We start from the raw sequence: 15,239 nt of genomic DNA, 5'->3' as shown, positions 1-15,239 counted from the left end.
ACGCATGACGCAGTCCGCCGCCGCGCAGAAACCGCCCGCGACGCCCCGCCGCCTCGACCCGGAAGACGCGCAGCACGCCCTGGCCGAAGTCCAGGAACGCCTGCGCCGCCAGCAATTGGTCGCCGACCTGGTGCATCGCCAGGAAGAAGGCGACGCCAAGGCCAACCTGGTCGAGGACCTGGTGCACCGCCAGCACGAGGCGGAACTCAAGACCCTGCTGGACGGCCTGCATCCCGCGGATATCGCGTTCATCCTTGAGTCGCTGCCCAAGGACGAACGCCAGTCCATCTGGAAGCTGGTGAGCCCCGAGCACGACGCCGACGTGCTGCTCGAGGTCGAGGACTGGGTCCGTGAATCGCTGATCGAAGCGATGGACCGCCAGGACCTGGTGGCCGCCACCGGCAACATGGATGCCGACGAGCTGGCCGACCTGGCGCCCGACCTGCCGCCGGACGTGGTGGCCGAGGTGCAGAAGGGCCTGACCGAGGAAGAACGGGCCCAGTTGCTGGAAGCCATGGGCTATCCGGAAGACAGCGTCGGCGCCATCATGGACTTCGAAATGGTCCGGGTGCGCGAGGATGTCACGCTCGAAGTGGTGCTGCGCTACCTGCGCCGCCTGCACGAACTGCCTGACCACACCGACCAGATCTTCGTGGTCGACCGCCAGGACAAGCTGCAGGGCATCCTGCCGCTGTCGCGCCTGCTGGTCAGCGAACCCGAGACCGAAGTGCGCGCGGTCATGAACTCGGACTTCCTGACGCTCAACCCGCTCGACTCCGACGCCGACGCCGCCGGCGCATTCGAGCGCTACGACCTGGTTTCGGCCCCCGTGATGGACGACCAGGGCCGCCTGATCGGCCGCGTCACCATCGCCGACGTGGTCGACGTGATGCGCGAAGACTCCCAGGAACAGGCGCTGTCGCGCGCCGGCCTGCAGGAAGAGGACATCTTCGCTCCGGTCAGCACGGCGCTGCGCAACCGCGCGCCCTGGCTGCTGTTCAACCTCTGTACCGCCGCCACGGCCTCGTTCGTGGCCTCGCAATTCGAGGGCACGGTCAGCCAGATCGTGATCCTGGCGTTCCTGATGTCCATCGTCGCCGGCATCGGCGGCAATTCGGGCAACCAGACCATGACGCTGATCATCCGCGCCCTGGCCATGGGCCGCATCACCGGCCGCAACCTGTGGCAATTGGTCAAGCGCGAACTGTTCGTGACCCTGATGGTGGGCCTGTGCGGCAGCCTGGTGGCGGCCTTGTTCGCCTGGGCGATCTCGCACTCGATCTCGATCGCGCTGGTGATGATGGCCGCCATGGTCTGCAACATGCTGGTGGGCGCCTCGGTCGGCGTGCTGGTGCCGATGGTGCGGGCCCGCTTCGGCAAGGATCCCGCCATGGGTTCGTCGGTGCTGTTGACCTTCGCCACGGACTCGCTGGGCTTTTTCATATTCCTGGGACTGGCCACCATTTTCCTGCTGTAGCGCGTCCACAACGGACCTGCACGTGATTGTTTCACGGCATGTCCCAGGCCCGCATTTGACAGCTGCGTGACAGTAAAGATGACAGGCGCTCCGTTACAGTAACGGGGTTGTCATCATCTTTCGTGTTTCCGCAATGACCGCCAGACTCCGGGCAGTGCTTTTTTGCCTGCTGCTCTCGACCTTCAGCGCCGCCGCGCATGCCTGCGAAAACCTGCCCTCGTGGGCCCAATCCGCCTGCAACCGCCTGGACCAGATCTGGACGGAAGGCGGCAATGACCTCTATTTCAGCGGCTACGCCTGGCACAACCGCGCCATGTACAGCCGCGACAAGATCAACAGCTTCAACGAACTGGCGTGGGGCGGCGGCTACGGACGCAGCATCTACGACGAAGACGGCGACTGGCAGGGCCTGTACGCCATGGCGTTCCTGGATTCGCACAGCAAGGTCGAACCGATCGCCGGCTACGGCTTCCTGAAGATCGGACGGGTCAGCGAGAATTTCCGGCTCGGCGCCGGCTACACCGTGTTCCTGACGGCACGCCACGACATCATGAGCTACGTGCCGTTCCCCGGCGTGCTGCCACTGGTCTCGGCCGGCTACAAGGACACCATGCTGTACGCCACCTACATCCCCGGCTCGCGTGGCGCCGGCAACGTGCTGTTCATGTTCGGCCGCTGGTCCTTCTGACGGCCAGGCACCGCCGCGCCGGCGGCAGCCCGCGCGTTCAGCAGGGCTGCATGCCCAGGCGGCGCACCAGCTCGCCCAGGCGCCAATCGTCGATGCCGTGGGCGCGCAGCGCCTTCTCGGTCTCCACCACGTAGTCCAGGCACGGACCCGAATGTCCCACCGCATTGCGCACCGACGCCAGCAGGCGGTCATCGGTGAGGTCGGCGGCGTATTCCTGGCAGGCGCGATTGAGCAGGAACACCAGCCCGCGCACTGGCGCCTGGTCGGTATGGCAGGTCAGCCAGCGCGGCGTGTAGGCGCCGGTCACCATCTCGCGGCGCCACAGCGCCGCGAACACCGTGGGGACATCGCAGGCCGCGATCTGGAAGGCCACGCCGCGGCAGCAGCCGCCGCGGTCCAGCCCGAACACCAGGCCGGGATTGTCGGGCGAGCCGCGATGGTCGTGCGACCACAGGCAGAGCGAACGATGGTAGCCACGCACGGTGGCCAGGCGGCGTTCGCGCCACGCGAAGCCGGGATGCCAGATCAGGGAACCATAGGCGAACACCCACAGGTCGTCGGTGCCATTCCATCCAACCAAAAGATCTTCCACCGACGCGGGTAGCGTCTTCGCCAGTCCGGCGCAGCCGGCGGGTACTGCCAACGACATAGGGTCCTCTGATATCCCGGGTTCATTCCCATGGCGGGAACGATGGATATGCTACGCCGCCTGCCGCGCAAAAGAATTGCGAGATGGGGCGCCTGCAACACGCGGAAAGAAATTTGTATTCGCGGCGGCCGCGCGCCGGAGAAAAAAATTGCGTCCGGGCGCCAGGCCGCCGCCACGGGCCCGCGCGGCGCCGCGGCGCGGGGACACGCCGCCCGCGGGCCGGCAGCCGGTCAGAGCGCGTCCAGCGGCAGCTCGGTGGTGCTCTTGATCACTTCCATGGAAAAGCTGGCGCTCACGTCCAGCAGGTCCACGGCGGCGATCAGGCGGCGGTAGAAGCGGTCATAGGCCGCCATGTCCTCGACCACCACCTTGAGCAGGTAATCGATATCCCCGGCCATGCGATGGAATTCGACCACGTTGGGCAGCGCCATGACCGCGTTGATCAGGCTCTGGGTCCACTTCTCGTTGTGCTGGCTGGTCTTGATGGACACGAACACGGTCAGGTTCAGGCCCAGCGCGCGGGGATCCAGCAGGATCGCATTGCGCGCAATGACCCCGTCGTCCTTGAGTTTCTGGATGCGGCGCCAGCACGGCGTGACGGACAGGTTGACCTGCTCGGCGATTTCGGCGACCGAACAGGTGGCATCCTTCTGCAACAACGCCAGGATCTTGATGTCGGTCTGGTCCATGGAGGCTCCTCAAGCGGTATCGGCGCATCTTGCCTTGGCGCCTGCGCGCCGTCCACCCGAGGAACACCCTAGGCGGCCCTTGGCGCGGCGTCAGTACGTGCCCGGGTAGCCGCCGCCATCGAGCAGGATGTTCTGCGCTGTCATGTAGCCGGCCTGCGCCGAACAGACGTAGGCGCACAGCGCGCCCAGCTCCTCGGGCTGGCCATAGCGGCCGGCCGGGCTGGCGCGGCCGCGCTCGTCCCACAGCTGCTCGAAGGTCTTGCCGCCCTCTTCCAGCATGCCGCGGATGTGGCGAGCCTGCGCATCGGTGGCGAAGGCGCCGGGCAACAAGTTGTTGATGGTGACGTTGTGCCTGACGGTCTGCCGCGCCAGGCCGCTGACAAAGCCGATCAGCCCCGCCCGCGCGCCATTGGACAGCCCCAGTTCGGCATGCGGCGCCTTGACGCTGCGCGACACGATGTTGACGATGCGGCCGAAGCGCCGCTCGATCATGCCGTCGACCACGCGGCGGATCATGTCGATCGGGCCCAGCATCATCGCGTCCAGCGCCGCGATCCAGTCGTCGTGCGACCAATCGCGGAAATCGCCCGGCATGGGACCGTCGGCGTTGTTCACCAGGATGTCCGGACGCGGGCAGGCGGCCAACGCGGCATCGCGCCCTTCGGGACGGGTCAGGTCGGCCGCGACCCAGCCCACGCCGATGCCCGCCACGCGCGAGATCTCGGCCGCCGCCTGCTCCAGCGTCTGCGGATTGCGGGCGGCGATCGTCACCGCCACGCCCTCGCGCGCCAATTGCAGGGCGCAGGCGCGGCCCATGCCGCGGCTGCCGCCGAATACCAGTGCCGTCTTGCCGCTGATCCCGAGATCCATGCCAACCCCCTCCAGAGTGGTACCAAGAAGCGAACCAGTATAGGAGCCGGGGCGGCGCGCGGGGGTGGAATTTTTTTCTAAACATCGGTTCGACACGGGCCAATTTGGCAAAGGCATTCCAACCCGAATCCCTAAGATGAAGGCTTGTCCTTCAGGCGTGCCACCATGCCCAACCTTCCACTCGCCACCGCCGACCTGCGTACGCTGTGTGAATCGGTGCAGGCCGCCCAGATGAGCGCGGCGCGCGCCTTCCTGCGCGAGCTTGCCGCCAGCGTCGCCAATGCGGGCGACATGCTGCGCGCGCTGCCACCAGACCTGCGCGACGGCCGGCCCGAGCACTACACCCGCCACATCGCCTATGCCGATCCGCATGGCGCCTTCACCGTCGCCTACCTGATCTGGCGCCCGGGGCAATTCAGCCCGGTGCACGGCCACAAGACCTGGTGCACCTACCAGGTGCTGCAAGGCGAGCTGGTCGAAACCCATTACCGCTGGGATCCGGCGGCGGGCGCGGCCCGGCCCTGCGGCCAGGTCAGCCGCCGCCCGGGCGACATCGTCACCGCCACCCAGGGCCTGCATCAGATCCACCGCCTCGGCAACGCCGGCCCGGGCGTCGCCGTGTCGCTGCACATCTACGGAGTCGACCAGGCCGACCTCTGCACCGGCGTCAACCATCTGGTGCCCACGCCGGCGCCCCACTGAACGCGCGCCACGGCGCCCGTCCCACGGCATCGAGCCCATGAAAAAAGCGGGGCCAACCCTGGCCCCGCTTCGCATTCCCTGCCTGGCCTTCAGCCCATCCACTGGCTGACCGGCGCCGCCGCATCCTGCAACGGCTGCGCCACCACGTCGATCAACGCCGGGCCGTCATGCTCCATGGCCGCCTTGATCGCCGCGTCCAGCTTGGCCGGGTCCTCGACCCGCCAGGCCTTCACGCCATAGGCCTCGGCGATGCGGGCGTGGTCGGTGCGGTCGAAGTCCACGCTGTAATAGCGCTTGTCGTAGCCGGCCTTCTGGCTGGCCTTGATCCAGCCATAGACCGAGTTCGAAAACACCACCATCAGCAGCGGCGCCTTGTGGCGCACGATGGTCTCGAGCTCGCCGACCGTGAAGCCGAAGCTGCCGTCGCCCATCACCGACACGCACTTGGCATTCGGCCGCCCGACCCAGGCGCCCAGCGCCGCCGACATCGAGAACCCCAATGCGCCATGGGCGCGGTTGGTGATGAAATGGCGGCCGGGCCGCGACACATCGTAGTAGGCCGAGAAGTACGGGCATGGCGTGCCGGGGTCGGCGCACACCACCGCGTCGTCGGGCAGCAGGCGATTGAGCGATTGCACCACGCGTTCCGGACGGATCGGCGCGTCCAGGCTGCTCGCCAGCGGCTCCAGCTGCGCGCGCCGCGCGGCCTTGGCGCGACCCGCCAGCACCGCGCCATCGGCCGCGTCGGATGGCCGGTGCGCGAGGCGCTCGCGCACCTCGGCGCCCAGCGCCTGCAAGGCCAGCCTGGCATCGCCCACCATGCCGACCTCGGTCAGGTAGTTGGCGCCGATCACCATCGGGTCGATATCGATGTGCAGGATCGGCACGTCGCGGTTCGGGAAGCGCCAGTGCTCGGTCGAGGTCGAACCCGCGCGGCAACCGACGAACAGCACCACGTCGGCGGCGGCCACCACGTCGCGCGTGGCCATCACGCCTCCGTTCGACCCCACCACGCCCGCATTCAGCGGATGCGTGTCGGCCAGGCTGCCCTGGCCGCTGACGGTCACGCACACCGCCGCCTTCAGGCTCTCGGCCAGTTCCTGCAGCGCGCCGCTGGCGCCGGCGATCACCACGCCGCCGCCGCAGATGATGACAGGCGAACGCGCGCCCACCAGGCGCTGCGCCGCGCGCGCCACGTCCGCCGGATCCGGCGCGTAGCGCAGCGACGGGAATTGCGCGTGTTCCGGTTGGGCCCAGACGTCGGCGGCATCGACCTGCTGCTTCATCACGTCATAGGGAAAGCACAGGTGCGCCGAGCCGGGCTTGCCGGTGGTCATGGCGCGGAACGCGGCGCGCACCATGCCGGGAATCTGATCGGCGCGATCGATGGTGCGGTTCCATTTGGTCAGCGGCCGGTACAACGCCTCCTGGTCCAGCTCGGTCAGCGGGTACTTGCCGCGCGAGCCCACCGCCACATCGGACGTAATGCCCAGCACAGGAATGGACGACTCGTTGGCCTCCACCAGCCCCGGCAGCAGATAGGTCGCGCCGCCGCCGCTCGGCCCTTCGCACACGCCGACCTTGCCGGTCACGCGAGCGTAGGCGTCGGCCATGTAGCCGGCGCTGCGTTCGTCGCGGGTCAGAATGTGCTGCATGCCGTGATCGAGCCGGTAGAGCGCGTCGTAGAACGGCAGGCTGGTATCGCCGCACAGGCCGAAAATATGTTTGACGCCGTTGTGTTGCAGCATCCGCACCATTGCTTCGGCGCCGGTCAATGTATCCATGTCTTCTCCACGCGATGCGCGGACCGGGCGGCGCGCCATCGCGCCCCGCCCCGGCCGCTCAGTTATCCAGGTTGATGTTGCTGCTCTTGATGAACTTGCTCCAGCGGTCGTACTCCGCCTTCACGTAGGCATCCAGCGCCGGGCCGTTCGACGCCACGATCTCGAAGCCCGCCTCTTCCAGCTTCTTCTTGACGTCCGCATCGGCCAACACCGTGTTGAATGCCTGCGTCAGCTTCTTGATGGTCGCCTCGGGCGTGCCCTTGGGCGCGAACATGCCGCTCCACGAATAGGCCACGAACCCTGGGAAGCCAGACTCGGCCACCGTCGGCACGTTGGGCAGGTCCGGCAGGCGCTTTTCGCCGGCCACCGCCAGCGGCTTGATCTTGCCGGCCTGGATCTGGCCGCGCAGCGCGGCAAAGCTCAGCCAGGTCATGTTGGCCTGGCCGCCCACCACGGCCTGGATGGCCGGCCCGCCGCCACCATACGGCACGTGCAGCAGCTCCACCTTGGACAGGCGCTTGAGTTCTTCGGGCGCCAGGTGGTTCAGCGACCCCACGCCGGTGGAGGCATAGTTGAACTTGTTGGGCGGCTGCTTGGCCGCGGCCGCCAGGAATTCCTTCAGGTTGTCGCCCGGCACGCCCGGATTGGCGCCCAGCACCAGCGGAAAGCGCACGGTCTGGGTGATGGCGACGAAGTCCTTGAAGGTGTCGTACGGCAGCTTGGGTTTCACCGCCGGGTTGATGCCGTGGTTGTCGAAGCTGACCAGCAGCGTGCTGCCGTCAGGCTCGGCCCGCGCCACGAAGGCGGTGGCGATCTGGCTGGCCGCGCCCGGGCGGTTTTCCACCACCACGGCGCGGCCGCCCAGCTCCTTGGACAGCCGTGGCTGCAGGATGCGCGCCAGGATGTCGGTGCTGCCGCCCGGCGGATACGGCACCACCAGGATCAGCGGCTTTTCTTCCGCCCGGGCGGGCGCGGCGGCCAGGCCGCCCCCCAGCGCGGCGAGCGCGCAGACGGCCGCCAAGGCGCGCCGCATGGTTGTGTAGGTCATGTGTTTTCCCCTGCTGTTGTGGTGTTGGCCGGCACTGCGATAGCGGGTGCGGCCTGGTCCCGCATGTAAATCGTGGAAAAGCCGGTGCGGATGACATCGGTGATCTGGTCCAGCCGCCGGCCGATGTGGCTGCGCATCATGTCCGGCAAGGCGTCGACGTCGCGCCGCTCCAGCGCCTGGACGATGCGCATGTGTTCGGCCTGGGTATGGCTGCGGCGCCCCTGCTGCATGTCGATCCAGCGCACGAAATGGATGCGGGCATTGACGCTTTCCAGCGCCCGCACGAATTCGTCGTTGCGCGAGTAGCGCGCCAGGGTCAGGTGAAACGCCTCGTCCAGTTCCAGCAGGCGGGTCGCATCGCTGTCTTCGGGCACATCGCGGGACCGTTCGACAAAGGCGCGCAAGGCTGCCAGTTCCTCGTCGGTGGCGCGCTCGCAGGCAGCGCGCACGATGCCGGCTTCGAGCACCGCGCGGTATTCATAGAGACTGTGAATCTGCTTGGCATCCAGCAGGCGGGCGATGAACCCTCGGTTAACCGAGCGGGTCAGGAACCCCTCCACCATCAACTGGTTGAGCACCTCGCGCAGGGGCGTGCGGCTCACGTTGAGCCGCCGGGCCAGTTCGACTTCGTTGATGCGTTCGCCCGGCTTGAACTCGAAACTCACCGCCATCGCCTTGACGGCGTTGTACAGCTCGGCCTGGCCGGCCATGGTGCGGGCTGCGGGTCGGGATGAGGTCATGAGCGTGCGGGCCGCCAGGGCGCTCCGGGGTGGGGATGAAGTGCATACTAAAGTGCATACACTTCGCCTCACAACCCGGGTTTGCCCGCAACACGCATGGCCACGATCCGTCCCCCAAGAAGGGTGAGCGGGAAGATTTCAGGAAGGGGAAGGCGCCCGCCCGGCGATCGCGGGCGGGACAGGATCAGACGCCGGTATCGAGCGTGTAATGGGCGCCGTCGCGATTTTCCAGCGTCAGCGTGGACAACACCGGCGTCGCCGCCATGGCGTCTTCCCGCACGTGGATGCGCAGGTTGGCCAGCGGCACGTCCCAGCCGCCCGCGACGGCCTCGGCCGTCACGCCTGCCACCAGGGCCAGCCGCTCGGCCACCTGGCGCGGCTGCGCGGCACGGGCGTCGATGCGAAGCAGACTACGGGCGCCGTTGGGATGCGCCATCAGTTCGGGCGACCAGACGCACTCGGGCGTCAGGTGGCGGCAGAAATACATGCGGATGCCGGGCAGCGGCTGCTCGGCGAAACGCACGGTATGGAAACGGGCCTCGACTTCCTGGCCGTCCAGCATCGCCGGACGGGACAGTTCCTGCATCGGATTGACGGCGAAACCGGCCGCGAGCAGGCGCTCGCGGGTGGCCTCGGCGTCGTAGGTGCGGAACACCAGCGCTTCGAGCCCGAAGGGCGAATCGGCGATTTCCTTGCGCGCCGGCGGCGCGCCGGGCGGCCAGCCCAGCAGTTCGACGTAGGTGCCTTCGAGCACGATCAGGCGGTTGCACGAACCCAGGTTGTGCACCGCCTTTTCGCTCAGGTGAAAGCCCTGGCGCTCGAAGTGCGGCGCCAGCGCATCCAGCCGGTCGCGCACCATGACCACGGCGTGGTCGAACTCGGTCTGGCCGACGGCATGCAGCATGGCGTTATCCGCTCAGACCAGCTTGCCGTGGCACTGCTTGTACTTCTTGCCGCTGCCGCACGGGCACGGATCGTTGCGGCCCACCTTGGGCAGCGCGTTGCGCACCGGCTGGGCGCCCGTGTCGTCGGCCGACTGGGCCAGCGCCTCGTCGTAGTCGGAGTGGTGGTACTGCACGTTCTGCACGTGCGACTGGGCCGCTTCGGCCTCGGCCTGCTCGACCTGCTCGGACGACTGCACGCGCACCGTCATCAGCACGCGCACCACGTCGTCGCGGATGCGGTCCAGCATGCCCGAAAACAGTTCGAAGGCCTCGCGCTTGTATTCCTGCTTGGGGTTCTTCTGCGCATAGCCGCGCAGATGGATGCCCTGGCGCAGGTAGTCCAGCGCCGACAGATGCTCGCGCCAGTGCGTGTCGATCGCCTGCAGCATGATCGAACGCTCGAACTGCGACCACGATTCGGTGCCGACCTGGTCGACCTTGGCCTGGTAGACGTCGCGGGCCGCGGCGACCACGCGTTCGCGCAGGTCTTCGTCGGTCAGGGAAGCTTCCTTCTCGAGCATCTCGGTCAACGGCAGATGGATCTGCCAGTCGGCCTCCAGCGCCTTCTGCAGCGCCGGGATGTCCCACTGCTCTTCCACCGATTCCGGCGGCACGTAGGTATTGAACAGGTCGACCACGGCGGCATCGCGCAGGTTCTCGACCATTGCGCCGACGCTGGCCGCTTCCAGCACTTCGTTGCGCTGCGAGTACAGCACCTTGCGCTGGTCGTTGGCGACGTCGTCGTATTCCAGCAGCTGCTTGCGGATGTCGAAGTTGCGACCCTCGACCTTGCGCTGCGCGGTCTCGATGGAGCGCGTCACCATGCCGGCCTCGATCGGCTCGCCCTCGGGCAGCTTGAGGCGTTCCATGATGGCGCGCACGCGGTCGCCCGCGAAGATGCGCATCAGCGAATCTTCCAGCGACAGGTAGAAGCGCGACGAACCCGGGTCGCCCTGGCGGCCGGCGCGGCCGCGCAGCTGGTTGTCGATACGGCGCGATTCGTGGCGTTCGGTGCCGATGATGCGCAGGCCGCCGGCGGCCTTGACCTGCTCGTTCTGCGGCTTCCAGTCGGCGCGCACCTTTTCGATGCGGGCGGTCTTTTCGGTTTCGGACAGCGACTCGTCGGCGCGGATCAGGTCGACCTGCTTGTCGACGCTGCCGCCCAGCACGATGTCGGTGCCGCGGCCCGCCATGTTGGTGGCGATGGTGATGTGGCCCGGCTTGCCGGCTTCGGCGACGATCTCGGCTTCACGCGCGTGCTGCTTGGCGTTCAGCACTTCGTGGGGCAGCTTGGCCTTTTTCAGCAGGCCCGACAGCAGCTCGGAGTTCTCGATGCTGGTGGTGCCCACCAGCACCGGCTGGCCGCGCTCGTGGCAATCGCGGATGTCTTCGAGAATGGCGTTGTACTTTTCCGTGTCCGTCTTGAAGACCTGGTCGTTCTGGTCCTTGCGGATCATGGGCTTGTTGGTCGGGATGATGACCGTCTCGAGCCCGTAGATTTCCTGGAATTCGTACGCTTCCGTGTCGGCCGTGCCGGTCATGCCGGACAGCTTCTCGTACATGCGGAAGTAGTTCTGGAAGGTGATCGAGGCCAGCGTCTGGTTCTCGTGCTGGATCTTCACCCCTTCCTTGGCCTCGACCGCCTGGTGCAGGCCGTCGGACCAGCGGCGGCCCACCATCAGGCGGCCCGTGAATTCGTCGACGATGATGACTTCGCCGTCCTGTACCACGTACTGCTGGTCGCGGAAGAACAGCGTGTTGGCGCGCAGCGCCACCATCAGGTGGTGCATCAGCGCGATGTGGCGCGGGTCGTACAGCGATTCGCCTTCGGGCAGGATGCCCAGGCGCGCCAGGATGCCTTCGGCGTTGACGTGGCCGGCTTCCGACAGGTAGACCTGCTGGCTCTTTTCGTCGACCCAGTAGTCGCCCTCGGGTTCCGGCTCCTGCGGCTTGGGCTCGCTGGCCATGCGGGTCAGCAGCGGCGGCACCGCGTTCATGCGGATGTAGAGCTCGGTGTGGTCTTCGGCCTGGCCGGAGATGATCAGCGGCGTGCGCGCCTCGTCGATCAGGATCGAGTCCACTTCGTCGACGATCGCATAGAACAGCGCGCGCTGGCGCCGGTCCTCAACACGGTATTCCATGTTGTCGCGCAGGTAGTCGAAACCGAATTCGTTATTGGTGCCGTAAGTGATGTCGGCGGCGTAGGCGGCCTTCTTTTCCTCGTTCGGCTGCTGCGGCACCACCACGCCCGTGGTCAGGCCCAGGAACTGGTACAGGCGCCCCATCCACTCGGCGTCGCGGCGGGCCAGGTAGTCGTTCACCGTCACCACGTGCACGCCCTTGCCCGCGATCGCGTTCAGGTAGACCGGCAGCGTCGCCATCAGCGTCTTGCCTTCACCGGTGCGCATTTCGGCGATCTTGCCGCTGTGCAGGGCAATGCCGCCCAGCAGCTGCGCATCGAAGTGGCGCATGCCGAACACCCGCTTGCCCGCCTCGCGCACGACGGCGAAGGCTTCGGGCAGCAGGTCGTCGAGCGACGTGCCCTGGGCATGACGGGAGCGGAACTCCTCGGTCTTGGCCGCCAGCTCCGCATCGGAGAGCGCGGAGATCTTGGGCTCCAGCCCATTGATCTGGGTTACCAGCTTGCGATACTGCTTAAGCAGCCGGTCGTTGCGGCTGCCTATGAGTTTTTTGAGCAGAGAAACCATGCGTATGTCGGCCGCACGAGCCCCGCCGCGCCCGCGATGGGCAGAGGGCGGCGTCGCCCGTGACTTGATGTTATTGGTTGAGCGGGGGTCCGCTGGGAAACGAACCAGTTTAACGCACCTGGCGCGTAATAGCCTGGCACTATGGCCAGGCAGGCACTGTAGCCCGGATCGGGATTCAGCGCGCGGCCGTGCCGGCGCCGGCCTGGGCCACCGTCGGCGGCGCGTTCTGCTGCGGCCCCAGGAACAGGCGCGGATCCAGCGGCTGCCCCGCCAGCCGGACCTCGAAATGCAGGTGCGGCCCGGTGGAACGGCCCGAGGATCCGACGCGCGCCACTTGCTGGCCGCGCTCGACCAACTGGCCCTGCTTGACCATCAGCGACGAGGCGTGGGCGTAACGCGTAATCAGACCATCGCCATGGTCGATTTCGACCATATTGCCGTAGCCGGGATGGAATTTGGCTTCCAGCACCACCCCTCCCGAGGCGGCCAGGATGGGCGTGCCCGGCGGCGCGGCGAAATCCAGCCCTTCATGCATGGCGGAACGTCCGGTCACCGGATTGCGGCGCCAACCGTAGGAAGAACTCAGGTAGGGATAGTCGGTGATCGGCATCGCCGTCGGCATGCGGGCCTGGTCGGCCGAGCGCCGGGTCAGCGCCGCATCCAGCAGCTTGAGGTTGTCGGTCTGCAGGGCCAGCCGTTCCTGGATCTCGTCCAGCTGGCGTCCCAGCTCCTCGGCCGAGGCCGCGGAAGGCGGCGTGCCCTCGGTGAAAAGATCATCCATGACCTGGGTGGCTTCGGGCGCATGGGGCGCCTCGGCTGGCGCGGAGGCCAGTTGCTTGGCCACTTCAGGATCGGTGTAGGCCACCCCGGCGACCTGGGCCACCCGCTGGCCCAGCCCGTCGATGCTGGCCAGCTTGGCCTGCAGCGCGCCCACCTTGGCGGCCAGCAGGTTCATGTTGCCGCGCAGGAAATCGGCGTCGCGCCCCGGCTGTTCGGACAAAGGCCATCCCACCGTATGTACGGCGGGCAGGATGGGAGTAATGTAGCGCTGTAGCGCGGCGCCGAAGATGGCGGCCGTCACCAGGGCGCCCCCCAGAAACAACGCCAAGCGCGCGCCTCCCAGGGTGAAATGCCCGTCCTGCCCGTCGCGGGCGTGCATAATCACGATTTTCAAGGTTTGCTTCCTAATTCTCAGAGCCGGGATGAATAGACCCACTTCATACCGTCAACGTTCCAGTTCCAGCCGGCGAGGGGAAAATACCGCCCTGGGATGGCTGGGTCATGACATGCGGGGCGCCGGGGTACTGGCGACCGCCCGCAAGCACTTGCAAATCCAATATGCGGTGGCGGCGATCCTGCCCGCCCCGTTGGGCTCCGTCTGCCAGGTAGGCAAGCTGGAAAACCAGCGCCTTCAACTGGTGGTGCCCAGTGCCGCGCACGCGGCGAAGATGCGTCAATTGGCCCCGCGCATCGCGCAGGCCTTGGCCGACCAAGGCTGGAACCTTAACGAAATTGCCGTGAAGGTACAAGCCGGCCTGCCCAAGCCCGGCGCCCGCAAGCCGCTGCCTCCCAAAGAGGCGCAACCGCTGGGAGACGCGGCGCTGGGCGCCTTTGAAACCCTGCATGACAACCTGCGTCCCGGCCCGCTGGCCGACGCGGTCGCCAGGCTATTGAAGCACCACAAGAGTAGCTGAGATAGCCGGGCTTGTCCGGATGCCAGTCTTTCGGATGGCCGCAATGGCCGGATGGCGCGACAGGATGAGCCCGCGGCCTGCGCCCGCAGGGTGTGGGCGCGACGGTCGGATGGCAACCATCGGCGCCATCCAAATGAAAATGGCCGGTAGTCAGCCGGGGACGGCCCCCGGCGCACCGACCATCAGCGGCAAGCCGGCCTCAGGCCAGCTGCCATTCGTGCCGGAACGCCTGGGGCGCCTCGGCCTGCGATTCGTAGCTCACCAGTTCCCAGGCGTCGCGCTGCGCCAGCAGCGCGCGCGCCAGCTGGTTGTTCAGGCCGTGGCCCGACTTGCAGGCCACGTAGCGCGCCACCAGGGGCTTGCCCAGCAGATACAGGTCGCCGATGGCGTCCAGGATCTTGTGCTTGACGAATTCATCGTCGTAGCGCAGCCCATCGCTGTTCAGCACCCGGTACTCGTCCATCACGATGGCGTTGTCCAGGCTGCCGCCGCGGGCCAGGCCCATCGAGCGCAGCGCCTCGACTTCGTTGACGAAGCCGAAGGTGCGGGCGCGCGCGATCTCGCGCACGTACGAATGGGTGGCGAAGTCGATTTCGGCGAAATTGGCGGTTGAGTCGATGGCGGGGTGGCGGAAGTCGATCGAGAACGCCAGCGCGTACCCTTCATGGGGTTCGAGCCGGGCCCACTTCTCGTTGCGGCCTTCGCCCTCGCGCACTTCCACCGTTTTCAACACACGGATGAACTGCTTCGGCGCGTTCTGCTCGACGATACCCGCCGAGCGCAACAGGTACACGAAGGTTGCCGCACTGCCGTCCATGATGGGGACTTCTTCGGCAGTGAGGTCGATATGCAGGTTGTCGATGCCCAGGCCGGCCAGCGCCGACATGAGATGTTCCACCGTGGACACGCGCACGTTGCCCTGCTGCAGCACCGAGGCCATGCGCGTATCGCCCACGCCAGTGGCCTGCGCGGGCAGGTCGACGACTTCGGGCAGATCGACGCGGTGGAACACGATGCCCGTATTGGGCGCCGCCGGACGCAGAGTGAGCTCGACCCGCCGTCCGGAGTGGACGCCGACGCCTGTCGTGCGGACGAGATTCTGAATGCTGCGCTGTCGGAACATGAGACTAAGGTATTTTGAGCCAGGAAGCCGGCAAGATGACAAGAGATTGCCGGCGTAACTGACGTATTGTAACTCTGTCCGGTTCTCAACGCCATCAAAGCGTCAGGACCGACCGATAAAACC

At 67.0% G+C, this 15,239-nt stretch carries 14 protein-coding genes; 4 read left to right on the top strand and 10 right to left on the bottom strand.

Annotation, left to right across the window (positions count from 1 at the left end; genetic code table 11):
* Positions 1–4: 4 nt before the first annotated feature.
* Together mgtE and pagP are read left to right on the top strand one after the other, a co-directional pair.
* Positions 5–1,477 carry a magnesium transporter gene (gene mgtE / locus DK459_RS12350; protein WP_006388801.1) on the top strand — a complete coding sequence of 491 codons (1,473 nt, stop codon included), beginning with the start codon at positions 5–7 and terminating at the stop codon, positions 1,475–1,477.
* A gap of 133 nt (positions 1,478–1,610) precedes the next feature.
* On the top strand, positions 1,611–2,165 hold the full coding sequence (gene pagP, locus DK459_RS12345) for a lipid IV(A) palmitoyltransferase PagP (RefSeq protein ID WP_006388800.1): 555 nt from the start codon (positions 1,611–1,613) through the stop codon (positions 2,163–2,165).
* A gap of 37 nt (positions 2,166–2,202) precedes the next feature.
* Here pagP and DK459_RS12340 read toward each other — a convergent pair whose 3' ends face one another.
* From DK459_RS12340 to DK459_RS12330, 3 genes are all read right to left on the bottom strand, one after another.
* The gene (locus DK459_RS12340; protein ID WP_006388799.1) at positions 2,203–2,814 is read right to left on the bottom strand and encodes a gamma-glutamylcyclotransferase; all 612 of its coding nucleotides are present in this window, start codon (positions 2,812–2,814) and stop codon (positions 2,203–2,205) included.
* Between the two features lie 230 nt (positions 2,815–3,044).
* A complete protein-coding gene (locus DK459_RS12335) occupies positions 3,045–3,503 on the bottom strand; it encodes an Lrp/AsnC family transcriptional regulator (protein ID WP_006388798.1) in 459 nt (152 codons plus the stop codon).
* A 90-nt stretch (positions 3,504–3,593) separates the two neighbouring features.
* Positions 3,594–4,373: an SDR family oxidoreductase gene (locus DK459_RS12330; protein WP_110134780.1), complete on the bottom strand. Its 780-nt coding sequence runs from the start codon at positions 4,371–4,373 to the stop codon at positions 3,594–3,596.
* 165 nt (positions 4,374–4,538) lie between these two features.
* On the opposite strand from DK459_RS12330, the gene DK459_RS12325 reads away from it, so the two are divergent.
* Positions 4,539–5,075 (top strand): cysteine dioxygenase family protein, encoded by a 537-nt coding sequence (locus DK459_RS12325; RefSeq protein WP_026382384.1) that lies wholly within the window; start codon positions 4,539–4,541, stop codon positions 5,073–5,075.
* An 89-nt stretch (positions 5,076–5,164) separates the two neighbouring features.
* On the opposite strand, the gene DK459_RS12320 is transcribed toward DK459_RS12325, so the two are convergent.
* The 6 genes from DK459_RS12320 to DK459_RS12295 all read right to left on the bottom strand — a co-directional run bounded on the left by DK459_RS12320 (position 5,165) and on the right by DK459_RS12295 (position 13,458).
* Positions 5,165–6,859, bottom strand: coding sequence for a thiamine pyrophosphate-binding protein (locus DK459_RS12320; protein WP_020925128.1), 1,695 nt, complete (start codon positions 6,857–6,859; stop codon positions 5,165–5,167).
* 58 nt (positions 6,860–6,917) lie between these two features.
* Entirely contained in the window at positions 6,918–7,907 is a 990-nt protein-coding gene (locus tag DK459_RS12315; RefSeq protein WP_006388793.1) for a tripartite tricarboxylate transporter substrate binding protein, read from the bottom strand.
* Complete coding sequence (locus DK459_RS12310) at positions 7,904–8,647, bottom strand: GntR family transcriptional regulator (protein WP_054499954.1); 744 nt, start codon at positions 8,645–8,647, stop codon at positions 7,904–7,906. Before DK459_RS12310 ends, DK459_RS12315 begins: the two co-directional genes overlap by 4 nt.
* Positions 8,648–8,831: 184 nt before the next feature.
* Positions 8,832–9,551, bottom strand: a complete 720-nt coding sequence (locus DK459_RS12305) for a VOC family protein (RefSeq protein WP_006388791.1) — start codon at positions 9,549–9,551, stop codon at positions 8,832–8,834.
* Positions 9,552–9,563: 12 nt separating this feature from the next.
* Complete coding sequence (gene secA / locus DK459_RS12300; protein ID WP_006388790.1) at positions 9,564–12,299, bottom strand: preprotein translocase subunit SecA; 2,736 nt, start codon at positions 12,297–12,299, stop codon at positions 9,564–9,566.
* Between the two features lie 175 nt (positions 12,300–12,474).
* Positions 12,475–13,458 (bottom strand): M23 family metallopeptidase, encoded by a 984-nt coding sequence (locus tag DK459_RS12295; protein WP_006388789.1) that lies wholly within the window; start codon positions 13,456–13,458, stop codon positions 12,475–12,477.
* 127 nt (positions 13,459–13,585) lie between these two features.
* Here DK459_RS12295 and DK459_RS12290 point away from each other — a divergent pair, with 127 nt between their 5' ends.
* Entirely contained in the window at positions 13,586–13,993 is a 408-nt protein-coding gene (locus tag DK459_RS12290; RefSeq protein ID WP_006388788.1) for a flagellar hook-length control protein FliK, read from the top strand.
* 199 nt (positions 13,994–14,192) lie between these two features.
* Here DK459_RS12290 and lpxC read toward each other — a convergent pair whose 3' ends face one another.
* Entirely contained in the window at positions 14,193–15,116 is a 924-nt protein-coding gene (gene lpxC / locus DK459_RS12285; protein WP_006388787.1) for a UDP-3-O-acyl-N-acetylglucosamine deacetylase, read from the bottom strand.
* Positions 15,117–15,239 lie beyond the last annotated feature (123 nt).

The organism is Achromobacter sp. RW408 (assembly GCF_003184165.1).
Lineage (GTDB): Bacteria > Pseudomonadota > Gammaproteobacteria > Burkholderiales > Burkholderiaceae_B > Achromobacter > Achromobacter xylosoxidans.
The sequence above is the reverse complement of the archived record's forward strand: the minus strand, read 5'-3'. Positions and strand labels throughout refer to the sequence as shown.